The organism is Allopontixanthobacter sediminis (genome assembly GCF_009828115.1).
Lineage (GTDB): Bacteria > Pseudomonadota > Alphaproteobacteria > Sphingomonadales > Sphingomonadaceae > Allopontixanthobacter > Allopontixanthobacter sediminis.
Genome location: NZ_WTYL01000001.1, coordinates 327,157 through 352,178, shown reverse-complemented (window position 1 = coordinate 352,178; position 25,022 = coordinate 327,157). Strand labels below are relative to the sequence as shown.

Annotated in this window: 14 protein-coding genes; 2 read left to right on the top strand and 12 right to left on the bottom strand. The window is 63.9% G+C overall.

What is annotated here, in order from left to right:
- Positions 1 to 168 precede the first annotated feature (168 nt).
- Positions 169 to 561, top strand: a complete 393-nt coding sequence (locus GRI65_RS01855; protein ID WP_160754830.1) for an MAPEG family protein — start codon at positions 169 to 171, stop codon at positions 559 to 561.
- Positions 562 to 566: 5 nt separating this feature from the next.
- Here GRI65_RS01855 and GRI65_RS01850 read toward each other — a convergent pair whose 3' ends face one another.
- From GRI65_RS01850 to GRI65_RS15485, 3 genes are all read right to left on the bottom strand, one after another.
- Positions 567 to 1,208 (bottom strand): MBL fold metallo-hydrolase, encoded by a 642-nt coding sequence (locus tag GRI65_RS01850; protein WP_160755555.1) that lies wholly within the window; start codon positions 1,206 to 1,208, stop codon positions 567 to 569.
- Between the two features lie 94 nt (positions 1,209 to 1,302).
- Positions 1,303 to 1,980: a LexA family transcriptional regulator gene (locus GRI65_RS01845; RefSeq protein WP_408609027.1), complete on the bottom strand. Its 678-nt coding sequence runs from the start codon at positions 1,978 to 1,980 to the stop codon at positions 1,303 to 1,305.
- A 177-nt stretch (positions 1,981 to 2,157) separates the two neighbouring features.
- Positions 2,158 to 2,325: a hypothetical protein gene (locus tag GRI65_RS15485; RefSeq protein ID WP_160754828.1), complete on the bottom strand. Its 168-nt coding sequence runs from the start codon at positions 2,323 to 2,325 to the stop codon at positions 2,158 to 2,160.
- Between GRI65_RS15485 and GRI65_RS01835 the strand changes: the two genes are divergently transcribed.
- Positions 2,324 to 2,683: a hypothetical protein gene (locus tag GRI65_RS01835; protein ID WP_160754827.1), complete on the top strand. Its 360-nt coding sequence runs from the start codon at positions 2,324 to 2,326 to the stop codon at positions 2,681 to 2,683. The two genes, GRI65_RS15485 and GRI65_RS01835, sit on opposite strands and share 2 nt — an antisense overlap.
- An 18-nt stretch (positions 2,684 to 2,701) precedes the next feature.
- Here GRI65_RS01835 and GRI65_RS01830 read toward each other — a convergent pair whose 3' ends face one another.
- The 9 genes from GRI65_RS01830 to cobT form a co-directional block, all read right to left on the bottom strand.
- Positions 2,702 to 4,147, bottom strand: coding sequence for an aldehyde dehydrogenase family protein (locus tag GRI65_RS01830; RefSeq protein WP_202391078.1), 1,446 nt, complete (start codon positions 4,145 to 4,147; stop codon positions 2,702 to 2,704).
- A gap of 25 nt (positions 4,148 to 4,172) precedes the next feature.
- A complete protein-coding gene (locus GRI65_RS01825) occupies positions 4,173 to 5,831 on the bottom strand; it encodes an acetolactate synthase large subunit (protein ID WP_160754826.1) in 1,659 nt (552 codons plus the stop codon).
- 160 nt (positions 5,832 to 5,991) lie between these two features.
- The gene (locus GRI65_RS01820; RefSeq protein ID WP_160754825.1) at positions 5,992 to 6,942 is read right to left on the bottom strand and encodes a D-2-hydroxyacid dehydrogenase; all 951 of its coding nucleotides are present in this window, start codon (positions 6,940 to 6,942) and stop codon (positions 5,992 to 5,994) included.
- Entirely contained in the window at positions 6,939 to 8,597 is a 1,659-nt protein-coding gene (locus tag GRI65_RS15195) for a cysteine--tRNA ligase (RefSeq protein ID WP_232843885.1), read from the bottom strand. Before GRI65_RS15195 ends, GRI65_RS01820 begins: the two co-directional genes overlap by 4 nt.
- Before the next feature lie 61 nt (positions 8,598 to 8,658).
- On the bottom strand, positions 8,659 to 17,382 hold the full coding sequence (locus GRI65_RS01805) for a beta strand repeat-containing protein (RefSeq protein ID WP_160754824.1): 8,724 nt from the start codon (positions 17,380 to 17,382) through the stop codon (positions 8,659 to 8,661).
- A 55-nt stretch (positions 17,383 to 17,437) separates the two neighbouring features.
- Entirely contained in the window at positions 17,438 to 19,225 is a 1,788-nt protein-coding gene (locus tag GRI65_RS01800) for a ShlB/FhaC/HecB family hemolysin secretion/activation protein (protein ID WP_160754823.1), read from the bottom strand.
- A gap of 17 nt (positions 19,226 to 19,242) precedes the next feature.
- Entirely contained in the window at positions 19,243 to 22,290 is a 3,048-nt protein-coding gene (locus tag GRI65_RS01795) for a CHAT domain-containing protein (protein ID WP_160754822.1), read from the bottom strand.
- Between the two features lie 229 nt (positions 22,291 to 22,519).
- Positions 22,520 to 23,194 carry a nitroreductase gene (locus tag GRI65_RS01790; RefSeq protein WP_160754821.1) on the bottom strand — a complete coding sequence of 225 codons (675 nt, stop codon included), beginning with the start codon at positions 23,192 to 23,194 and terminating at the stop codon, positions 22,520 to 22,522.
- Complete coding sequence (gene cobT / locus GRI65_RS01785) at positions 23,191 to 25,020, bottom strand: cobaltochelatase subunit CobT (RefSeq protein WP_160754820.1); 1,830 nt, start codon at positions 25,018 to 25,020, stop codon at positions 23,191 to 23,193. The genes GRI65_RS01790 and cobT overlap by 4 nt, the downstream gene beginning before the upstream one ends.
- Positions 25,021 to 25,022 lie beyond the last annotated feature (2 nt).

Below are 25,022 nucleotides of genomic sequence, written 5' to 3'. Positions count from 1 at the left end.
TTCACGGGCCGCTCTAGGCGAAGGTCGAAGATCGCACAAGGCCAACGGCCCTGCGCAGTTTCCTGATCCGTCCAAACGGCGAAGGCGCGGCCTATAGCGGATTCGCTGGCAGTTGCAAGCCGCCGAACATATCGGTAGCAGGTTGAAACCAATCACAGGGGAATTTCCATGCTGCTACCCGTCACGCTAACTGCCGCCGCCGCGGCGGCGATCCTTGCCATCTGGCTCAGCATCCGTGTGGGGCAAGTCCGCGGGTCGGAGAAAGTCAGCATCGGCGATGGCGGTAACGACAAGGTGATCCGGCGGATGCGGGCGCATGCGAATTTCGTCGAGAACACCCCCTTCGTGCTTATCCTGATCGCCGGCATCGAGATGACCGGCAAAGGCGGCAACTGGCTCGCCTATGTCGCGGCCATCTATATGCTCGGGCGGATCGCGCACGGATTGGGAATGGACGATGGCCGCTTCGGCAAGGGCCGGATGATCGGCACCCTTGTTACCATGCTGACGCTGCTCGGGCTGGCGATCGTTGCCACGCTGATACCCCTGCAGGTGATGTAATCCCCTCAGCCTAGGGCGTGGTCGCTGACGAACTGGTTGGTCTTGCGTTCCTGGCCGAAGGTGCTGATCGGGCCGTGTCCGGGTATGAAGGTCACATCCCCGCCCAGCGGCCACAGCTTGCCGGTGATCGCGTCGAGCAGGTCCTGGTGGTTGCCCATCGGGAAGTCGGTTCGCCCGATTGATCCCTGGAACAGCACATCTCCGACAATCGCGAACTTGCTCGGCGCGTGGTAGAATACGACGTGTCCGGGCGTATGGCCGGGGCAATGGATCACGTCGAGTGTCAGGTCGCCCACGGTCACCGTGTCCCCGTCCGACAGCCAGCGGTCGGGTTCGAACACTTGGCCGTTGATACCGTATTTCCGGCCGTCTTCATCGAGCCGTGAGATCCAGAACCGGTCCGCTTCATGCGGTCCTTCAATTTTAAGGCCGAGTTCCTTCGCCAGCACACCCGCCTCGCCGCAATGGTCGATATGGCCGTGGGTCACGAGGATTTTCTCCAGCGAGACGCCCGATTTGGCAACCGCTGCCTTCAGCATATCGAGGTCGCCGCCGGGATCGACCAGCGCGCCCTTCATGGTGGCGGTGCACCAGATCAGGCTGCAGTTTTGCTGGAGCGGAGTGACAGGCAGGATTGCCGCGCGCATCGGGGGCTGCCTGGTTTCGGTCGGGTTGGTCTCGGTCATGGCAGCGATCTGGCGTTTCTCCGGCGTGATTGCAACGTCGGCGCCCATCCGGTGATCATAGTCGTCCGCTCTTCCAAACGACCCGGCCTATGATTTCGACCTCGTCCGCACCGACTTCGACCGGCGGATAAGCCATGTTCTGGCTCAGCAGCGACAGCCGCCCCGCCCCGAGGGCCGCCACGCGTTTGACCACCAGCGTATCACCCAACCGGACGACATGGACGCCGTCACGAAACGGACGCGGTGCGCGGTCGACCAGGATCTCATCCCCGGCGCGGAGCAACGGTTCCATCGAATCGCCTTCCACCCGGATGGCCGAAAGTTGGGCCGCTTCCAGCCCCTGTTCCCGCAGCCAGCGGCGGGAAAACCCGAAATTGCCGAACGGAAGCTCGTTGGACGAGACCGAACCCGGCCCGGCAGAAGCACCAAGCGGCAGCCGCGGAACCATGATCCACTCCTGATCCTGCGCCGAAAGAGGCAATTTGACGGATGGATTATAGGAAATTTCCTCCGGCCCGCCAATTTCCGATTCCGCCACGCCGAAGAACTCCGCCAAAGTGCGGCGATCGCTTTCGAGCAGGTGCTTCGGACTGCCTTTACGAATAAACTGCTGTAAATACGTCTCGTTTCTCCCAATGAGGCGTGAAAGTGCCGACAGGCTGGTGCCCCTCTCCTGGGAGAGCGCAAGCAGCCGCTGCCGCGGGTCCGAACTATTTATACCGTGTGGTCGCATCATATTTCCTACTTAGACGATGTATTTTTCCTAGACAAGTAGGATTTGAAGGGCAACGACTGGGGAGTTGGCCGAATCGCCAACTATTCAGCGGGTTGCCCGATCAAACGACAACCCATTTTTGTCGAACCAACATCAAATGAGGGCCGCATGCTCATTCGTACGATCGAAAAATTCCTACGCCAGACCGATATGGCCGCAACCAAATTTGGCCGCCTGGCCACGCATGATCCGCGCTTCGTACTGGATCTCCGCAATGGCCGAACGCCGCGCTCCCGAACAACGCGGCGGGTCGAGCAATTCATCGAGCGCTATCAGGATGGTTCCAACCAGGAGAATGCGCATGTCGGTTGAAAGCGCAATCGACGTTCGTCCGGCGCGCGGTACTCGGCGCGGCCCCGGTGAGAAACTCCGTGAGGCCCTGGCCGCACTCGCCGGGGGTGAAGCGCAAATCTTGCGGCACTCCGAACAGGCGTGGGCCAGCATAACCTTCTCAGGCGCGCGGCATTCGGTCGAAATGGTGTTCGAAGGCATCCGGGCGGCAAAGGCCGGAGAACTTTTCATCGCGGAATTGCCCGACCACGAATTCTCCATTCCCGGCCAATTGGTCGCGGACGCAGAAATCCTGTCGGTGGATCACACGATGCTCCCGGATATCCGTCTGGTGGTGAAGGCCGAACTGCTGCTGCTGCAGGATGCGTGATGCACCGTGCAACAGCCCCTACCCTGCGCTTTCGCGCCGGATGATCAGATTGCGGATCTCGCTCATGTCTTCCATCGCAAAGCGGATGCCCTCCCGACCTAAGCCGGAATCCTTGACCCCGCCGTAAGGCATGTTGTCGACCCGGTAGGACGAGACGTCGTTCACCACCACACCGCCGACATCCAGCACGTCCCACGCATCCAGCACCTGATGGATGTCGCGGGTGAAGATACCCGCCTGCAGGCCGAACCTGCTGTCGTTCACCTGTTCCATGGCGTCCGCGAATTCGGAGAAGCGCGACAAGTTGGCGAGCGGACCGAAAGCTTCTTCGCGGCTTGCGTCGCAATCGCGCGGCACATTTTCCAGCAACGTCGCCTGCAGCATGTTGCCCTCGCACTCGCCGCCGCACAGCAGCGTTGCCCCGGCGGAGACTGCGTCATCGATCCAGCCTTTCAGGCGGCCGGCTTCCTTATCCGAGATCATCGGTCCGATGAATGTTTCGCGGTCCTTGGGATCGCCGGACACCAGCGTCTTGGTCTTGGCGACGAGCATGTCCTTGAAGCGGTCATAGATATCGTCGTGAATGATGATCCGCTGGACGCCAATGCAGCTTTGGCCGGATTGGTAGAACGCGCCGAAGATGATCCGTTCCAGCGCGTGGTCCAGATCGGCATCCTTGTCGACGATCACCGCCGCGTTGCCGCCAAGCTCGAGGATGACCTTCTTCTTCCCGGCCTTCGACTTCAGTTTCCAGCCAACGCCCGGCGATCCGGTAAAACTAAGCAGCTTCAGCCGTTCGTCGGTGGTGAACAGGTCGGCCCCGTCGCGGCTGGCGGGCAGGATGGAAAACGCGCCTTCGGGCAGCGCGTCGCATTCGGCCAGCACCTCGCCCATGATAATCGCGCCCAGCGGCGTCAGGCTGGCCGGCTTCATCACGAACGGACAGCCCATTGCAATTGCCGGGGCGATCTTGTGCGCCGCCAGGTTGAGCGGGAAATTGAACGGGGAAATGAAGCTGCAGGGCCCGATCGGCACCCGTTTCCACATCCCCATATAGCCCTTGGCCCGCGCCGAGATATCCAGCGGCTGGACCTCGCCGTAATTGCGCGTCGCTTCTTCGGCGGCGATGCGGAAGGTGTCGATCAGGCGGGTGACCTCGCCCTCCGCGTCCTTGATCGGCTTGCCCGCCTCGACGCATAGCGAATAGGCGAGCTCGTCGAACCGTTCTCGGAACCGCGAGACGCAGTGGGTCAGCACGTCCTGCTTTTCATAGCTCGCCAGCCGCGCCATCGGTTCCGCCGCCCGCACTGCGCCGGCAATCGCTTCCTCGATCACATCGGGCGTCGCCAGCGCGGTGCGAAAGGCGACCTCGCCGGTGAATTTGTCGCGCACTTCGAGATCGGTGTTGGGCTGCGCCGCCTTGTTGTTGAGGTACAGCGGGTAGACGTCTTTCAATTTGACCATGGTAATCTCCGTTACCCGTACAAGTTCACAGTTTGGCGGAAAGTTCCTTGATGTCGTGGTTCAGGATCTGGTCGTTTTCGATGTAATCCACCGGACAATCGATCAGGTGGACGCCTGGCGTATCGCGGCAATGATCCAGCAGTTCCTTCAGGTGCGCCGCGCTTTCGACCCGGTGACCGTGCGCTCCGTAACTTTCGGCATATTTGACGAAATCCGGGTTTCCGTAAGTCAGGCCCCAATCTTCGAAGCCCATGTTGGCCTGTTTCCAGCGGATCATCCCGTAGCTGTCATCGCGCAGGATCAGTACGGTCATGTTGAGCTTCAGCCGGACGGCGGTTTCCATTTCCTGGCTGTTCATCATGAAGCCGCCATCGCCGCAGATCGCCATCACTTTCCGGTCTGGATAAAGCATGGCGCTCATCATCGCGGAAGGCAGCCCCGCCCCCATGGTGGCGAGCGCATTATCGAGCAGCACGGTGTTTGGAAGATAGGCCGAATACCCGCGCGCATACCAGATTTTGTACACCCCGTTATCGAGGCAGATGATCGCGTCCTCGGGCATCGCGTCCCGCGTCGCGGCGACCAGATGCGGCGGGAAGATGGGAAAGCGGGTGTCGTCCGCCAGCCCCGAAGTGTGCGCCACTTCCGCCTTGCGATATTCCAGCATGTGATCGAATTTCCAGCGGCCGGAACGAACGATGTCTTCCTTGATCTGCCAGATCGCGTTGGCGATATCGCCGATCACCTCGATCTGCGGGAAGTAAACCGGATCGACCTCCGCCGTGCGGGTGGAAAGGTGGATCACCGTCACGCCGTTCGGCTTCATGAAGAACGGCGGTTTTTCGATCACGTCATGGCCGACATTGATGATGCAATCGGCATCTTCGATCGCGCGGTGGCAGAAATCGCCTGCCGACAAGGCCGCGCAGCCAAGGAACAACGGATGCCGCTCGTCGATCACGCCCTTGCCCATCTGGGTGGTCACGAAGGGAATACCGGTCTTGTCGATGAACTGGTTGAGCATCCGCCCGGTCATCTTGCGGTTGGCGCCCGCCCCGATCACCAGCACGGGGGCCTTGGCGTCTTCGATCGCCTTCACGGCTTGGCGGACTGCCTTCACTTCGGCAGAAGGCCGGCGGGCGATGGATTTCGGAATGGGCCGGGAATCGGTCCGTTCCTCCGCGATGTCCTCGGGAAATTCGAGGTGGACCGCGCCGGGTTTTTCTTCCTCGGCCAAACGGAACGCCTCGCGCACGCGGCTCGGGATGTTGTCGCCCGCCGCCAGCTGGTGCGCGTATTTGGTGATCGGCCCCATCATCGCCACAACGTCGAGGATCTGGAACCGGCCCTGCTTGGATTTCTTGATCGGCTTCTGGCCGGTGATCATCATCATCGGCATCCCGCCCAATTGGGCATAAGCCGCGGCGGTCACGAAATTGGTCGCTCCGGGGCCGAGCGTCGCCAGGCACACTCCGGTCCTGCCGGTGTGGCGGCCATAGGTCGCGGCCATGAAGCCCGCCCCCTGTTCGTGGCGCGTCAGGATCAACTTGATGGTCTGGGAACGTGACAGCGAGTCCAGGAAATCGAGATTTTCCTCTCCCGGGACGCCAAAGATATACTCCACGCCCTCGGCTTCCAGGCATTCGATGAACAGGTCCGAAGCTTTGGTCTTGGTATCGGTCAACGCAGTTCCCCCCACAGCAGCATTCCGGAACGGATGCCGAAAGATGTACTTGGCGCGACCGCTGGCGAAACCGAGGCTCCACGGCCCCCTCCGCCTTTAGTGTGGACTGCGTAACAAAGGCGGGGCCGGGTGTCACCGGCCAAACCCGATTTAATTCGGATCAATAGCCCAGCGCGGGATCGAAACGCGGTTCCAGCGCTTCGCCGCGGCGATACCGGCCGAGATTGGCGAGGAAACGCTCGGCAGAACGGGCGAACATCTTGTCCTGCGCGCGTCCCGACAGATGCATCGTGATATGCGCGTTATCGAGCGTCCACAGCACGTGATCGGTGGGCAACGGTTCCGGGTCCGTCACGTCGAGCAACGCGGCGGCAATCGACTTGTCCTGCAGGGCAGCAACCAGCGCCGCCTGATCCACCACCGTGCCGCGCGCGATGTTCACCAGCACGGCGGTGTCCTTCATCGCGGCGAGTTCATCCGCACCGATCATGCCCTCGGTTTCGGGCGTCGCCGGGACCGCCAGTACCACCCAGTCGAATTCGCCCAGCTTTCTGCGCCATTCGTCAGGTCCGAGCGTGCCGTCCGCCCCGCCCGATCGGCGCACGACGGTGACCTCCACGCCGAACGCCTTGAGCCGCGTCTCGATCAGTTTGCCGATCGCGCCGTACCCCAGCAGCAAGGCCGTGCTGCCCGCCAGTTCGATCTTGCCCGGCGAATCCAGCAGCCACTCGCGCCGGTCCTGCGCGCGCACGACATCGCGGTAGCCCTTGGCGTAGGTGAGCATCATCATCAGGGTGTATTCCGCAATCGTGATCGCGTTGATACCCGCGCCGTTGGTCACCGTCACACCGCGCTGCGCCAGCAAGTCGAGCGGCAGGAAATCGAGGCCCGCGTAGATGGAGTTGAACCATTTCAGCTTCTCCGCCCGGCGGACGCCTTCGGCCATCGGGGCGTGATCGTACAAGTCGAACCAGCCGATCTCCGCTTCCGGCACCACTTCCATCAGCTCGTCGGTCGAGGCGAACCAGCGCGGTTCGACCCAGTCCGGCAAGTGCGGTTCGATCGCGGGCCGGATCAGGGCGCTGAGGACGGCGATGGTCTTGTCGGTCATAATTTCCAGTCCCAACCCAGCGGATCACCGTCCATCACCTCGACGCCCTTCGCGGCAAGCTCGTCGCGGATGGCATCGGAGGTGGCGAAATCCTTGGCCGCGCGGGCATCCTTGCGGCGCTCGAGCTCGGCTTCGATTTCAGCTTTGGTGATCGCAGCGGACTTGGGACGGATGCGGAGATCGGTGCGGGTGAGCACCAATAGATTAAGCCCGAGCATTTCGTCGAATTTTCCCACAGCCTCCAATTTCGTCTTGGGGTGATCAGCCTTCGCTAGCACCGCCTCCAAATGCGCAAGCGCGCGTGGGGTATTCAAATCATTGAACAACTCGCGGGCTGCTTGGTCAGGAACGACATTATGAACGTCCTCGACGATGGTCGGGTCGGCTTTCTCTTTTAGCTTCTCCACCCCCATCAACATTCGCTTCAGCCGGGTCAGCGCTGCCTTAAGACCTTCCCACGAAAATTCCAGCTCGCTGCGGTAATGCGCCTGCAGGCACATCATCCGATAGGCGAGCGGGTGGTAGCCCTTGTCGATCAACAATTGCAGCCGGAGGAATTCGCCGGACGACTTGGACATTTTCCCGGTCCGGTCGACCAGGAAGTTGTTGTGCATCCAGATGTTCGCGCCGGTCCCGTTCCCGCCGCATTCGGAGTGGCAGAACGCCTGGTTCTGGGCGATTTCGTTCGGGTGGTGGATTTCCCGGTGGTCGATCCCGCCGGTGTGGATGTCGAACGGGAAGCCGAGCAGTGCCTCGCCCATCACCGAGCATTCGAGGTGCCAGCCCGGCGCGCCCCGGCCCCATGGCGAATCCCATTCCATCTGCCGCGTCTCGCCCGGCGGGGTCTTGCGCCAGATCGCGAAGTCGGCGGCGTTGCGCTTGCCCTCGACCGTGTCAATCCGGCCAATTGCCAAGAATTTTCCAAAGCTCTCTACGATCTGCGGAAACATCTTCTCGAACAGCGCTTCGTCTGCACTAAGCAATGGCGAAGCGGTCGCTAGTATTTTCGCTCCCATTTTTGTGGGAGAGACCGACTCGGATTTCTGAAGGGCAGTTAAAAAGTCTTCCATTACCGAGCGATATTCGCTGTCATGACGGGCTTCTTTCAAACGTCGTGATAAACGACCCAATAGAAGTTGCAGCTCGCCTTCACCCGAGAGCCGCCCGTAGTCAGCAACAGTCGACACATCAAAGTAAAGCCCGCTTTCAAGCAAATAGCAGTGTCGCTCGGCGATGCTCTTGCCCCACTCGATCATCGCCTCGACATATTCTGTAGCGCGCGGGTGTGCCTTGGGCTGGACATTCAGCCGCGCCAGATCGCGCTCGAAGTCCTCCTGGTAGAACCGCGCGATATCCCATGCCGATTTTCCCTCGCGCGCGGCCATGCGCTCCATCTTATCCTCGCCTTCATCGGCGTCCGAGGTCAGGTGTCCGACATCGGTGATGTTAACGACGTGGGTGAGCTTGTAGCCTTTCCACTGCAAGGTGCGCCCAAGCGTGTCGGCGAAAACGTAGGCGCGCATATTGCCGATATGCTGGTAATTATAGACCGTCGGCCCGCAAGTATAAACGCGGGCCTCCCCCGGATGCACCGGCGTGAAGGTTTCGAGCCTGCGGGTCAGCGAATTGAACAGTTGGAGCGGCGTGTCGGTCATGGCTGCGCGCCTTGCACGCAGCGCAAGCCGGCGGTCAAGATTGCAGTGGTCCGGGGCCGGATTATTCCCCTGGCCCCCGGCATGCCTCGCTGTCGGCGTCCACGCCTTCGCAATCGGGTCCGGAGACCCACAGATCCTCGTTGCCTGCACCGGTTACCGGATCGTCCAGCAACGGATCTTCCTGCTGTGACAAGGGTTCGCGCAGGTCGACCAGGATGCCGCCGAGATCATCGCCCGACAAATCTTCACTGCCGGGTTCATCATCGCCTCTCGGGTCGATTTCCTCTTCGATCAGGTCCTGGATCGGAAATCCCGGAACGGTAATGTCGAAACCCGGAGGTGCGCCGCAACTTGCCGGATTGGCAATCAAGCAGCCGTTGATGGTTGACCCCGGATCGAACAGCGAAGGCACACCGGCCGCCGACAATGCGCCCAGCCCGGTCAGCCCGCCCACCGTACCGTTGACCACGATCACCGCCGCTGGATTGGCGGTGTTGATGGTCACGGTGCCCGCCGTAAATCCGCGGCGGTCATCGAATTCGGTACCGGCGCCGCTGTTCTGGATCAGCAGCGCATCGTCCACCGTGAAGGACAATTGCCCGGCGGAGAAATAGCCTGCATCGTTCACCGCGCCGTCGTTCTGGCCGAGCCGGCTGTCGATGTTGGCAATCGAAGCGCCGCTGATATCCTGCGCCGCCGCATCGCTGATCGCGCGGATGACGGGTGCGGCCAGTTCCAACTGTCCGGCAAGTCCGCCGTTGGCATCCTGGACGATCAACGCGCCACTGGCTGTCTCGACGTCAATCGACTGCCCCGCCACTAGCGAGAACAGGTTGCCAGCGCCCGCGTTCGTCATCGTGGCCGCGCCGATAATGTCGATGGCACCGGTCGCATCGAGCGAGAGCGCGCCCGCCGGGCCGATATTGCCGGCTTGCGGGGTGCCCGCTCCGCTCCCCACCAGCACGTCCAGCGTATCGACGGTGATGTTGCCGCCCACACCTTGCGGGCCAATCTGCGCGGAAATAGCCAGATCTCCGCCACTGAAGATGCGCGCGAATTCCCCGCTATCGATCCCCATGACGCCGGTCGTCGGCGAACTGGCGGCCCCGCCGAGCACGATATTCCCGGCGGTGTTGATGGTGATCGAGGTCGTCAGATCACTCCGCCCGAGCGAGCCCGCAGTTCCGATGTTGATGTCGCCAGCGACCACTCCGATGGTCGCGCCGCTCGCAGCAGCCTCCAAATCGATGATCCCGCCGACATTGATCGTCAGCGCGTTGGCGGCGCTGATCGCGGAGTTGACGGTGAAACCATTGGCCGCGTTGATGGCGATGTCGCCGCCGGAAGACGTGATCATCAGCGGCCCCTGCGCGCCGGGCGGCAGAGTGGTGACCCCGCTGGCGACAGTTGCGTTGGCAACGATCGAACCTCCGCTGGTCGTCAGCGAAATATCGCCCGCAGCGCTGACTCCGCGCAAGTCGAGGTCGCCCGCCACCACGATGTCGATATCGCCAGCGGTCGCGGTGGCCCGGACTGTCAGCCCGTTGGTGGACCGGAGCAGCAAGCTGCGGCCAGCCGCCTCCAGCAGGCCCGAAAGGTCGATGTCGCCGGTGACGGATACCGCGCCGGTGGCCGCCTGAAGCAATGCGGTGCCGCCCGTGAGCGTACCGATCGTGATACCGTTCGGCCCGAATATTTCGGTCGTATCGCCCGACACTGCCCCCGCCGAAACGGTGTCCCCGGCGGTCAGGAACACGTCCGTACCCGTCACCGAGCCGGTGGCGGCAATCGAACCGCCAGCCGTGAAGTCCAGCGTGCCCCCAGCGCCGGCCCCGGTGAAGGACATGTCGCCGCCGGAAACGGCAGTAAAATCTCCGCCGCCCGCTGTGAGTGTGCCGAAACCGATGGCTCCCGCCGCATCCAGCATAATCCCGCCAGCCACGCTGATGGCGCCATTACCACTGATATCGCCAGTGGTCGCAGTAAGCGCGAGATCGCCGCCGATGGTGCCGCTGGCCAGGCTCACACCGCTGCCGGTGATGGACGTGTTGCCGCCGCTGACGGCGTTGGTCAGGCTCGGCGTTCCGGCCGCCGTGATGATAATGTCATTCGCCGCATCCACCGTGCCGAAACCGGCATTTCCGGTGCTGGCGCTGGCGATGACCGAAGCGCCCGACGTGACATCACCGATGTCGATTGCCTGCGCCGCCAGGTCGACGTCGCCGCCCGCCGCCAGATTGCCGCCGGTGATGGCATCTGTCGCTGACGCGTTGATCGCGCCGACCGATGACAGGTCTGCAAAGCCGACGTTGTCGCCGCTCAGGGTGATGCTGGCCGCGCCGTTTGCCGTACCGAGGAAAACGTCGCCCGCGCCGGTGTCACCCGCGATCAGGGTAATGTCCTGCGGTCCGGCAAGGCCGATAGCGCCGAAACTGTTGCCCGCACCCGCGACCACGCGCAGTGCGGCGGCCGCACCCTGGTTGTTGGTGCCGACGTTGATCGATCCGGCAACGGTGTATTCCGCTTCAAGCGCGCCGCCGACGCCTGCAACAGTGGTCAGTTGGCCGCCGGTATCGATCAGCAGGGCATTGAGGTCCTGCCCAACGGTGATGCCGATATCGTTCGCACTGGTCAGCGAACCGCTACCGAGCAGGCTGCCCGCGGCGGAGATGCTTATCTGGTTGCTGTTGATCTCCGCATCGAGCAAATTGACGTCACCCGTCAGGCTCTCGGCGAAGAAGGTATTGGCCGCGTCGATGGTGGTCGGAATTCCGGCGCTGCCCATCACGATGTCGTTGCGAATGGTGATCAGGACATCGTTCGCACTGATCGCCGCTTGTTCGACGACCAGCTGGATCACATCGTTATTGCTGTTCTGGCCGATTTCGATGCGGTTGTCCGCCGATACCGAGCCAAGACAGATGTTGCCCTCAACGCACTGCGCGCCAAGCAGTCCGGCGTCATTCCCCTGGGCTGCGCCCGCATTGGGAGCATCCACAATATCCGCCGCAAGCGAGCTGGCGCTGATCGCCCCGCCGCTACCGTCAATGGCGTTCGCGGTGAGGATGATCGCGAAATCGTTTGCATCGATGGTTCCCGCGGAAACGATCGAGGCAAGCGGGGTGAGCGGGCCGGCCAGCAACTCGCCGGAACGCGCGAGTGCACCGGCATCGAGCACCAGATTGTTGAAATTCGCGAACGGATTGGCAGCGCTGGGGGTCGTGGCCGGGTTTGCACCGGCTTCCACCAACGCGCCGCTGGCGATCAGGATGTCGTCACCCGTCCTGACGGTCAGCCCGTTATCCGACACCGTGCTGGAACCAGCGGTAAACAGCGCATTGCCTCCTGCCGTGACGGACACGAATCCGGTCGAGGTTACGTCACCCGTTATCGCCGCGTTGAAATTGGGATCGAACTGCTCGAAGCTGGGGTCGTTGTTTCCGCCCGCGCGAATATCGATGCCGTTGAGGACAATCGTCCCGGCACCCACGTTGACGGTCAGCGGCGGACCGGTGACCGACGCGTTGTTCACCAGCGCGTTGCGCCCGGCAGAGAAATCGATGTTGGACACCGCGCGCAGGTCATTCGCCTCGGCCTCGCCCTCGGCGCGGATGGTGATCGCGCCGCCGCTCCCGATGATCGACTGCCCGTCAGCGATGAAATCCGCTCCCGCCGTAGCGGTGAAATTTCCGCCGCTGGAAAGGGACACCGCCCCGCCAGTGTTGCCGGTGTGCGTGACGAGGATACTGCCGGTCGCGGTCAGGTCGGTCGCGCCGCCAACCAGCAGCTGCCCGTCGCTTGCGAACGTGTACGAAATATCGCCGACCACATTGACCGATTGGTTGCCCACGACGGTGTTCGCTTCGCTGCCGCCGGTCAGGAAAAAGCCGCCGCCCAGGGACGCAGTGTCACCTGATACAGAGGCCACCAACGAACCGAAACTGAATACCCCGCCCGCATCGCTCGACAGGTCGCGAATATCGATCCGTCCGGCGACCGTGGTGCCAGTCACGGTACCGGTTCCGCCCGCTGCCGCACTGACGATCGCGACATCGCCCAGGTTGACGATCCCCGGGCTGCCGTCCAGCAGCTCGATTACCGGGCTGCCTCCCTGCCCTGCTCCGCCATTGCCCGAAGGGCCGGGGACACCGGAACCGAACATTCCCCCGATGCCGCCGTCGCCGCCGATCCCGAGACCGGCCAACACGATGTCGCCGCCGATGATCGTGCCGCCGATTGCGCGGAGGGTCGGCGATCCGCCGGTGCCTATTCCGCCATTGCCGCCGATGCCGCCATCCGAACCGGGCGAAAAGCCACCGTTGCCGCCTTGTCCGCCCGCGCCGCCGATACCCGCGCTGGTCATGACATAGGTACCCGATATATCGAAGATCGTGAGGGTAGTTCCGCTGTTGGCCTCAAGCGTCAGCGCACCGCCCACTGCATCGCCGCCTTGGCCGCCCGCCCCGCCGATGGCATCGAAACTGAAACCTCCCTGGCCGCCCTCGCCGCCGACGGCATCTGCCGACAGCACCGCAAGATCGGGGTCGACGGTCAGGCTCGCTCCCGCACCGCTTACGCCGATGCGCGCGGTGCCGCCGGCGGCGCTTCCGCCGGCTCCCCCGGTGCCGCCATTGGCGAAGACTGCGGCGGGCGCGCCGCCGCCACCTGTGCCGCCAGCCGCGCTAGCGAATATCTGCAACGGATTGGAGGAGGATACCGAAGCGAGCGCGCCGACGATGTCGAGATTGGCGCTGCCGCCGACGGCGTCGCCGCCTGCCCCGGCGAGGCCGCCAATAGTGTCCGTAAAGCCAGCGTTCCCACCAGTTGCGCGGGCCGAGATAGTGGCGGCGTCAAGCGTTATCGCGGAATTGTTGATCGCAAGATTCGCCGTTCCGCCAGAGGCTGAACCGCCATTACCGCTGGCGAGGCCGCCGCCGCCCGCGCCGCCGATCGCGTCGGCGGTGACGAAATACACCGGATCGCTGCCATCGTCCTGATCGAGATTGATTGACGCGATCCCGCCTGCGCCATTGCCGCCTGCGCCGCCGGCGCCGGTCGCATCGCCGGTCGAGAAACCAAAACTTCCGCCGCCGTCTCCGCCAATCCCGCGGGCGCTGGCAGTCAGCGACGTGAAATCGATCGTGCCGCTGACGTGATTGAAGTTGGTGGTACCGCCGGTGCCATTACCCCCAGCACCTGCGTCCTGACCGATGATGTTGGTCCCGGTCTGGGTGACGGTCGCAAAGGAATTGCCGCCACGACCGCCGTACCCGTCGGTGGTGACCAGCACGGTCCCCCCATCAATGACCGCGCTGCCGGTCAGATTGAAGGTCGCGCTACCGCCGGTAGCGTTGCCACCGTCGCCGCCTTCCGACCCGAAAGCGGAACCGCCCGCACCCCCGCCGTTGATCCCGTTACCGCGCGCCGCCACCGTTATCGATCCTGCGGTGAGTGTGCCGGACAGGGCGTTGAAAACAACCGTGCCGCCGACCGCATCGCCGCCGCGCCCGCCGCGCGTGCCGGCTTCGAAATCCCCGAACGCTCCGTTACCTCCCAGCCCGTCGGCAAGAATGTCGAGGCTCCCGACAGTCATGTTGGTGCCGTCGAGGTTGAAGGTGATCGTGCCGCCCTGGCCCAGCCCGCCGTCCCCGGCCGGCGGCAGGCCGGTCGAGAACGGAGCTGTTCCGGGAGGGAGCCCCCCGCCTACACCGCCGAAACCGTTGCTGGTGATCCCGAGGGAATCTGCGGTCAGACTGCCTCCGTCGAGGTTGAACACGATATCTCCGGCCTGTGCGGACCCGCCGTCACCGCTGAACTCGCTGCTGCCGCTTTCGACATCGAACAGGATAGAGGCATCCGCAGCGAGGAAAATGTCCGCCAGGTTCATCGAACCGCCCGCGCCCGAAATCGAGACGGTAATGTCGCCGCCCTGCGCGAAGGCTGCGGTGCCGTCGGCTGGATTCGTGCCCGCACCACCAGCGGCGCGGGCGCTCAGGTTCGCAAAACTCTGGAATGTGATCGTGCCGTCCGCAGCTTCGAGCGTGATCGCGCCGCCTGCGGCATTGCCGGCCGTCTGCAACGCGCCGGTCGCCTCGGTATCGACGAACGCGAAGGCGAAATTCATCTCGCCCCCGGCATTGGCCCGCAAGGTTACATCGCCGCCCTGGAAATCCTGGCCGCTGCCGGCGGAGGAAAAGCTTTGCCCGGCTTCCGATGCACTGGCGTAAATGTCCAGGAAATCGGCAACCAACTGCCCGCCGGACGCCTGCAGCAGCACCGAACCGGCTTCCGTCAGACCGGTCGCCGCGCCGCCGCCTGCAGTCGTATCGATGCCAAGCGTTCCCCCGATGAACAGGCCACCGGACGTTCCAACATTGTCCACGACTACGCTGACGCTGTTGCCGGTTGGCGGCGCAACTACCCCTTCGGTCGAGACATCGATGAAAGCGCTGCCGGACACGTCCATCAACGTATCCGTGTTGGCGACCGTCAAGCTGACCAAGCCGCGTCCGGACTGGCCGGAAATCTCATTGCCCGATGCGTCGAACGATGCCGCTGCGATGCTGCGAGCTGTCAGATTGATATTACCAAACTGGTTAAAACTGCTCATGACATTAACCGCTATGTCACCTGCAGCGGCGTCGTTGCTTTGCGCGATCGCGGAATTGTCGCCCAGGCTCGCCTCGGCGCTGGCATCGACAGACAGGCCCGCCGCGCTGACGCCGTTGCTGGCGAAATTCAGGGTCACGTCTCCGGCGGTGCTGTCGCTGCCAATCCCGCCCTGGCCGTTACCGCCGTCCTTGCCGAGTTGAGCCGACAGGGCCTGCGCGCTGACCAGCACGAACCCGCCGATATCGACCGAGCCAGTCGTTTCGAAGTTCACCAGGATGTCGCCCGCGGTGGCGGACCCGTTGCGAATTTCACCCTTGCCGCCCTGCGCCGCGCTGTTGAGCAGCAGGCTACCCCCGACATCGAGGTTCGTTCCGCCGCCGACGGTCAGGGCAATCGCGCCGGACACTGCGTCCGCGCCGATGCCGGTTCCGCCATTGTCGCGGAAAGTGGCGAAATCGTCCGCACCACGGGTGAGCGTTTCAAGAGTGAAGTTCCCGCCGACGAACATCGCGCCGCCTGCGGATGTCAGGTCGACATTTATGTCCCCGCCTGATCGGAAGGTCAGGTTGCCGAGGATATCGACCACGGCATCGTCCGCCAGCGTCAGGTTGATGTCACCGCCCGCGTTGACGTCGATGTCGTAATCCTCGCGTCCGTCACCGCCGGAAGACAGCAAACCGGTCCCACTGCCGGTAAGGTTGACCGCATCGCTCGCAAAGATTTGGGCCGAGGAAGTGAACGAAGCGCCCTCCACCAATACGCTGCCGCCCGGCACCGCATTCACGGTGTCGACTGCGGCTGCCGGGTTGGCGGCGCCGCCCGTCGCGGCGATGCCCGCCCCTGCGCTCAGGATAATGCTGCCGTTATCGGCAAGCGAGGCGGACTCTGCGGGCTGGTAGCCGATTGTGCCGCCCACCAGCATCGAGATCGCGGCGTTCTTGGGCACGGCAACCATGTAGATCCCGCGCGCGTCGGCGTCGGTGACCTGGCCGAACATATCGACGGTCGGCGTCGCGGCGGACCCGGTCGTGGTTCCTGTATGCACCACTCCGTTGGCGTCGCCGGAACCGACCCCGACCGAAATGTCGAACAGGCCGCCATTGATGGTCAGCTGCGCTTGCTCCGCGCCGACATAGGCCACCGATCCGTTGACGTTGACCGATCCGCCCTGCTGCACGCGCGGCGCGACGACTGCGAAGTAACTGTCCTGCTCCAGGGCGGAAATTTGCGCGCCGGATTCGATTACCACCGCGGTATTCGCTTCCGCGACGCCGGCGAAATTCATGGTGGAACCGATAGCGTCCAGATTGCTGCTGGTCAGCACGAGGCTGCCTACGTTGAAGACCGAGCTGGCCCCGACGATCAGCCCGCCCGGGCTGTAGAACCACACGTTACCGCCGGTCCCGCTGCCGAGAAAAGTACTGCTGGTAACCGTCCCGTCGATGCGCACCGCTGCGTCGATGGCAGGCGTGAAAATGCGGTTGAGCACGGTGTAATCGCCGAGCGCGCTGGTGAAGTTGAGCTGCTGCCCAGAGCCGAGGAAGGTGACTTCGCCGCCAGCCGTCCCGGCAATATTCGTAGTCCAGTTGATGATCGCGCTGGAGGCGAACAATTCCACCACATCCTGTCCGGCACCGGGACGAAAATCGACTTCCGAGGCGAAGTAATTTGCCGATGCGGCAACGTTGATCCCGGCAGTGTTGGTGTCGCCATTGCTCGGCGCCGGGGTGCTCGAGAAGGGTACGGCTGCGGAGATGACGGGTCCGCCGCCGAGCGGGACGGAGGCGCTGGCAACCCCGGTGGGAATTTGCTGCGCAGCGATCGGCCTCGCCACTGGAGTTCTGACCACCGACGCGGGCGGGGTCAGCGACCTTGGCGCCAGAATAGGCGCATCCAGCGTAATCCCGGCAGGCGTGATCCGGGCTGGCTGGCGCACCGCCGGGAGGCTGACCTCCTGCGGCATCGGTATCGACGGCAACTGCCGTAAGTCAGGGGATCGCGGCGACATCACCGGCGGCCGCGGCATCAACGCATCTCGGCTCGGCCCAAGGCTCTGGGCGTAGGCTTGGCCGGGCGCGAAGGCCAGCGCCGCTGCCGCCGCAAGCGAAGATCCGCCGACCAGCCAGCGATTGCGCTGTTGGCGTGTCATCAGATGCCCGTTGGTCTTGATCATATGCCCACCCGTTTGTTCGTCCGGAACTGGAAGTGCCGTGTTTGCTGCGCCGCGCTCATCTCCACGGTAACAGCTGGACCGAAAGGTTGATCAGCAGGCGCACATCGCCGCGCTGGGTCTGGAACGGCGCGCGTTCCAGCGGGACCGCTCCGAATACGTCCAGGCGCATGCGGCCGCCCAATGCGGCCCGCACACCCCCGCCCGCCGAGCTGATCGTATCCAGCCCGCCGGACAGATTGTTGGTGTCCGCCGCCATGAAATCGTAGAAGACATAGGGCTGCCACGCGGCCCCGCCGAAGCTGCCGGGAACCAGCGAACCATAGGCCGCCTCCACCTGCGCGCCGAAACCGCTGTCGCCGATCACCGCGCCGGGATCATAGCCGCGCCCGGCGGTGTAAGTCCCGCCGGACACCTGTTCGTAGCTGAACAACGCGTCAGGCGAATATTGCGCGCGCGGGGCGATCGAGAACTTGATCTTCGGTGTCGGCCTGAAATCCACCCGGCCGCTGGCCCGCACCACCAGCGCGGTCGGGTCCCCGTCCAGCCGGCTCGGCACTTCCGCGCCCGGCACGGTGCACAGGGCAAAGCCCGGTCCGCACCCTTCGCTCGCGCCGAACACGTCAAGGCCTTGCCGGAACTCCAGTCCGCCGGCGACGGCAAAGCGGGGTTCCGCTGCGCTGTAGCCGGCGTTTCCGGAAAGGCTCGGTCGGTCGATCCGGTTGAAATCGATCCGCGCATAAGCCACTCGCAGCCGGTCTTTCGACAGGGGAAGGTCGGTGAAGGTAACGTCCTGGTCGATCAGGTCGAACCCGCCGGTCGCCACCAGATTGCTCGCTTGCGATCGCTGGAGAGGAAATCCGGCATAGGCGCTGACGATCCGGGTTTCGGATTCGAACAGGTCGGGTCCGGGGATATCCGGCTGCCCCCATGCGAAGGTGCCGTTAACCCCCAGCCGCAACCCCTCGCCGCCGATCCGGAAATCGTGGGCCAGTTGCAGGACGCGCTGCTCGTCGAAATCTTCCGCGACATAGACGCTGGCAGTTGTTTCATCGCCCATGCCGGTAATGCCGTTGACCTGCACGCGCACCAGCGCGCCGAACCGGCCGACATCCTTGCTGCCGAAGTTCTGCACTGCGAGATCGGCGAACACCGGGGTGCGCTCGACGTTGAAAATGCCCACCACGTCACCCGGAGACGTGCCAGGTTCGCTGGCCGCCGGTTGCAACGTCAGCCGCACGTCCAGCCCGGGAATATCCCGGGCGAGCAGCAGGTAGCGTTCCGCTTCGTTGATGTTGAAAATCGGCTGGCCGACCAGCTTGTCGATGTATTTCTGCAGCAGTTTCCCCGACGGGCCCGGCTCGCCGCGGACCTGTACCGCGCTCATCCGCGCCAGCACGACATCGAACCGGACCACGCCGCCTTCGATCTGCTGCACGGGAACCTGCACCGCGGCCAGATAGCCCTGCTGCCGCAGCAGCGTGCCCGCACGGTCGCGGATATCGCAGATCGAGGCAACCGACAGTTCCTGCCCGGCCAGACCGGCATAGGCGGGCGCTACGATCGCCGGATCGATTGCTTCCAGACCGCCGAACTGCGCCTGCGTGAAGGTAAAGGTGAGACCGGCAAATTCGGGCGCAGCCAGTGGACACGGCGCGCGTTCGACCGCCCCATCCACGGCCACCGACTGTCCTTCCGTGCGGAGGCTTTCTTCCAGCCGGTCGCGCTGGATTTCCTCGCGCGTCGGCGGCGTTGCCGGCGTGACCGCAGTTTGCGCCAGCGCGCCGCCGGCCATGGCCGTGCCGCCCAGCAGGACCGCTACCGCCGCTGCGAATTTTCCGGTCATGTTCGAAGATATCCCGTTCATAATGCGGCTACCGCAGGGGCGGCAACAAGCGGCGCGTCGGACAGCAGCGGCCGAGTGGCATCACCGATGATTGCGAAGCCGCCCCAGTAAAAGGGATGGGAGGTCCGGGGATCGTCCATCAATTGCTGCTGCGAGGTCCGCAGCGCCAGGCCGATGCCCATATCGCGGCCCGCCGTGAACATTTCGCTGATCAGCCGCTCGGTCGCGCCGAATTCGTCCGGCGCCGGCCAGTGGCTTGCCATCACTGTCCGTCCGCCAGCACCGATGAAGCTGCGCACCAACCCGTCGAGCGAGGTCCCTCCGCCGCTGCCGACGCCGGCTGCACGGGTGGCTTCGATACTGGCGCCGCCCGCGGTGTCGCACGCGGACAGGATGACGATGTCGGCGTCGAGGCCGAGTTCGAAGATTTCGTCGAACGATAGCAGCCCGTCCGAACCTTCGCCGCCGAACGATGTCAGCAGTGCCGGTTTGGCCGGGCAGGCCGCGTTGGGCGGCGTGACGAGGCCGTGGGTGGCGAAATGCAGGATGCGGTAATCGCGCAGGTCGTCCCGACCCATGATCGCGTCATCGGTAAACTCCGCGCCCGTCAGCAGCATCGAACCGCCCCCGCCGACGAGCCTGCGCGCGATGAGCAATTCCTTGTCGTCGATCGGTGAATTCCATGCGGCCGCGTTCCAGCTGCAATCCTCTTCGGCGATGCCCGACCGTGTCGCTGTCGGCCGCATCGCCCCGATCGGTATATTGCGCCCCAGCCCGAGATATTCGCGAGCCGCCCGCGATCGCGGTGCCTTGCGCGCATCGACGAAAGACTGGGCGGAAACCGCGGTGCTGACCATCTTGTCGCGGCCGAGCCAGGCGATGCCGGTGAAATCGAACGGGTCACCGTCCGCCGCGCTGGAACTGGCGAGATATCTTTCGACCGAGGCATCGTCCGCGACCAGTATATCGACCGGCAAACGCAGCAGCGCACCGTCCGGTTCGAACACCAGGTGTTCGGCTGCGGCGAGGCGGTCCGCGACCGGCCCGAACAGCGCCTTGTGCAGGTCGCGCGCCAGGGCGACCTCGAACGGATAGGTGACGTAGCGCCCACCCTCGAGCGCGGAAATCGACGAGCGCAGCATGTCGACCTCGAAATCGAGATCCGCTTCGGATGAGGAGATGCGGTACGCCTTGGCGAAATCGCGGTCGGTGTAAAACATGAACGCATCGCCGCCGACGACGGACATTTTCGCATAGACTTCGCCCGGCTTCAGCGATGCCCTGAAATCGGCCAGCGACAACGAACGCGGCGCCACGACCCGGTATTGCGGGTAGTCGTTGAGCTGCGCCTGCGTGCGCAGCTGCTCGCCTTCGAGCCGTTCGATCTGGAGGCCGAGCTCGCGCTGTTCTGCGGCGACCGCGGCGCTCTGGTCCGTCTTGCCCAGCGCGAGGAACCGGATCCGGAGCCGCTCGATATCGCGGCCAAGGTCGAGCGCTTGCCGAAACAGCCGCGACCCTTCGCTGGAACTGGAACTCAGTTCACGCGAAAGGACCGCCTGCGTTTCCGCCACGCCCGGGCGAACCAGGATCTGGGTCGCCTTGAAGAAATCCTCGGCAAAGGCGGGGTCTGCTTCCACCCGGTAGGCGATCAGCCGGAAATAGGGGCGCAACTGGTTCGAGAAACCGGTGATGGCGTTCCGCTTGCCGACCGACTGGTCGATCACGGCGCGGTAGAGGGTGATCGCTTCTTCCTCGCGCCCCCGGCGCAGGAGGAACGCACCCAGCCGCGCCTTGGCTGCGCTGACAGCCTGACGCTCGGGATATTGCGCCTCGATCAACGCCAGCGCGCTCCGCAAATAGCTTTCCGCCTGCCCCTCGTTACCACGCCCTTCGGACACCAGCGCCAGTTCGCCGAGGATCTGCGACCGCAACCGCGCGATCGAAGTTACCCGGCCATCCCGCACGGCAATTGCCTTGCCGTAGGAATCCAGCATCGCATTCTCCGCCCCCGCCAGGTCGCCGCTGATCCGCAGCACGGTGCCGCGCAATTGCAGCGCCTGCGCGTCGATCAGGGTGGCGCGTTCCTCCGGGGACAGCTTCAGTTCGTCCACAAAGCCGAGCAGCCCGCCAGCCCCATCCCCGTCGTTGAGCCGCTCCGCGATCGGAATGGTGATAGCAAGACCGGCATCGGACGCTTCGATCCCGCCCAGCCCGTCGCTGAGCGGCTGGTCGAGCCGGTCCAGCGCCTCCCCCAGCATGCCCTGGTTGATCAGGTGGATCGCCTCGAAATTGCGCTGCAGGCGCTCCGCCACCATGTCGCCCCGCGTTTCGTCGGCGGCTTCGCCAAACAGTCGGTCGGCAACGCTGAATTCGCCCAGATTGGATTTCTGCAAGGCGCGGTTGACGATGAATTCGCCGATATTGAGCGTGTTGTCACGGTCCGCTTCGAGCCGCTGCTGGAGCGTCTCGAAATAGGCGGCGGCCTCGGCATATTCGCCGCCGAGATTGCGGCGGTATCCCTCCGCCAAGGCGGCTTCGGGCTTGAGGGATTCGGCTTGCGCGCGGGCGAAGGACAGCGGGTCGGACACGGAAGTCGATGCCACGTCGATGGTACCGGCGGCCACCGAATTGTCGATCACGGACCGCAGCGCCAACACCGTGGCCGCGTCATAGGCGGAAAATCCTTCGGCGATGTAGGTGGTCTTGCCCCGCGTCACGCGGATGCTCGACCAGCCGAGGCTGGTACCGGAGATCGTGCAAGGCGATCGCTGCGCGCCGGCAATGGCGGCGAAGGGTGCGGGGGAACCGGCGCTGCAATCGACGCCCTCGCGCCGCAGCGGAATTACAAGGCTGGAGGGGTCTGCATCCGCATCGCGGAAGGTGTAGACATTGGCCACTGCCTGCGCGCTATCGCGGCAGACGATCGCCCAGCTGCGGTCGAAGATGCCCTGCTTTGCGGGGTTTTCGACACTCCGGTCCTGTACCTGGCACAGGATGCCGCCGCCATCTCCGATCGGGAAGCTTTCGCGTAGCAGCACCGGTCGTTCCTGCGCTGCCGCTGGCATGGCGGAGCACAGCGACGCGAACACGCCCGCAGCCGCAAAAATCGAAAATAGGAACTGATTTTTCCGCAAGTCCGGTATCCCCCCAAGGATATTGTTCCGCCGTAGATGGCGAACTAACCGTCACTGCGACCCCGCTTTGTTATTGCTCCGGCATAGACCTGTTTGAGACGATAACGCGAGTCATAATCAGGCAAAAACCCCCATTAAGTGCGTATTTGTGATCAGGTTTTCAGTCGAAACCCTGCCAGGTGACGCTTTCGTACAATTCTGCCCGCTTGACGGGGAAATTGTTCACCGGTGCAGACGCATCGCGGTACCCGATTGCCATTCCGCAGAAGAATATGTGGTCGTCCGGGATGGCCACCGCCCGGCGGACCTGCGCCGAATACATCGCCCACGCTTCCTGCGGGCAACTGTCGAGCCCTTCTTCGCGCAGCAGCAACATGATGGTCTGCAGCCACATGCCAACATCGGACCATTGCGGCGGCCCCATGTATTTCGGCGTGTGGACCAGCATCAGCACCGGAGCCCCGAAGGCGCGGAAATTGTTGGCGAACCACATTAGCCGCCCGGCCTTGTTCTCCCGGGTGATCTCGAGCGCGCTGTACAAATCCTCCCCCACTCCGCGGCGGCGCTGTTCATAGGCGCCGTCCAGGTCCTCGGGGTAGATGTCATATTCCGGTGTATGCGCGGCGCGGCCCTGCGGCAGGACGTCGGCTACCGAACGGAACAGCGCCTGCATGGGCTCGCCGGTCAGCACCGCTGCGTGCCACGGCTGGGTATTCCCACCCGACGGGCTGCGCTGCGCCTTCTCCAGCACCCGCTGCAGGATCGCCTGATCGACGGCCTGATCGGTAAAAGCGCGCACGGACCGACGGGTGGCGACAGCTTCGGATACGTTCATTTGCCCTCTACCTCGAACAGGCCGGCGAGCTGTTCGATGATCGTGCCGCCGAGTTGTTCGACGTCCATGATCGTCACCGCGCGCTTGTAATAGCGGGTCACGTCGTGGCCGATCCCGATGGCGACCAATTGGACAGGCGACAGTTTCTCGATCCATTCGATGGTCTTGCGCAGATGCGTTTCGAGATAACCGGCGTTGTTGACGCTCAGAGTGCTGTCGTCGACCGGCGCGCCGTCCGAAATCACCATCAGGATGCGGCGATCCTCGCGCCGGGCGAGCAGGCGGGAGTGCGCCCATTGCAGCGCCTCCCCGTCGATATTTTCCTTCAGCAGCCCTTCGCGCATCATCAGGCCGAGATTGCGGCGCGCCCGGCGCAGCGGTTCGTCGGCCTTCTTGTAGATGATGTGCCGCAAATCGTTGAGGCGGCCGGGCTGGGCCGGCTTTCCCTCGGCCAGCCAAGCCTCGCGACTTTGCCCGCCTTTCCAGGTGCGCGTGGTGAAACCGAGAATTTCGACCTTTACCCCGCAGCGTTCCAGCGTGCGCGCCATGATGTCGGCGCTGATTGCGGCGATTGAGATCGGCCGCCCGCGCATCGAACCCGAATTGTCGATCAGCAAGGTCACCACCGTGTCCTTGAATTCGATGTCGCGTTCGACCTTATAACTCAGAGCGTGGCCGGGCATGGTGACCACTCGCGCCAGCCGCGCGGCATCGAGAATGCCTTCTTCCTGATCGAAATCCCAGCTGCGGTTCTGCTGCGCCATCAGCCGCCGTTGCAGCCGGTTGGCGAGCCGGGTCACGATACCCTGCAGCCCCTGCAACTGGCTGTCGAGATAGGCGCGCAGCCGGTCCAGCTCTTCCTGGTCGCACAGCTCACTCGCTTCGACTTCCTCGTCGAAGCGGGTGGTATACACCTTGTAATCGAAATGTTCGGGCAAGTCGGTCCACGGGCGGTTGGGGCGGACCGGCATCATGCCTTCCTCGCCCTCGTCACCCGCTTCGCCGTCGTTCATTTCCTCTTCGGAGCTGGTCTCGCTCTCGGAATCGCCCTCGCCGTCTTCGCTTTCCGAAGACTCGCCGGCCATCTCGGTAGTCTGCGGTTCGTTCTGGCCGGAATCCTCGTCGCTATCGTCCTCGCCCTCGTCTTCGCCGCCTTCTTCGTCCTCGCCCTCGTCGTCCTCGCCGCCGTCCTTGCCCTCGTCCTTGGTCAGTTCGAGGTGGCGCAGCATGTCGAGCGCGAGCGACTGGAACGCGGTCTGGTCATCGAGCGACAGCGCAAGCGCCTCGAAATCTGCCCCGGCGCGCTCCTCGATGAAATGGCGAACCATCTCCACACCGGCTTGCGCGCGCGCGGGAATCGGACGCCCGGTCAGCTTCTCGCGCAGCAGCAGCGACAGCGCCGATTGCAGCGGCACATCGTCAGCGGACTGCGCGCGGGAGATCGGATCGGAGGCGGTCCGCAGCTCTGTCGCGGCATCCAAATTGCCCGCGATCCCGCTGAAATTGTTCGCCCCGAGCGCTTCGTAACGGACTTGTTCGACGGTATCGTAACACGCCCGCGCAACCGGTTCGGGCGGCGCGTTGCGGCTGTGAAGCGCGGTGTTGTGGTGGCGCAGCTTGAGCGAGAAGCTGTCGGCGAAACCGCGTGCCTCCCGTGCCTGTTCTGGCGGCAGGTTCCGGCCCGGCAAGGGCACGCGGAAGCTTTTCCCGCTGGCCGCCGGATTGTCCGCGCTCCACGCCACCTCGACCTCCGGCTCACGCGAGAGGGCGCGGCTGGCGCCGGTCAGGGCCTGCTTGAAGCGGTCGAGAGGGGTTTCGTCTGCCACAG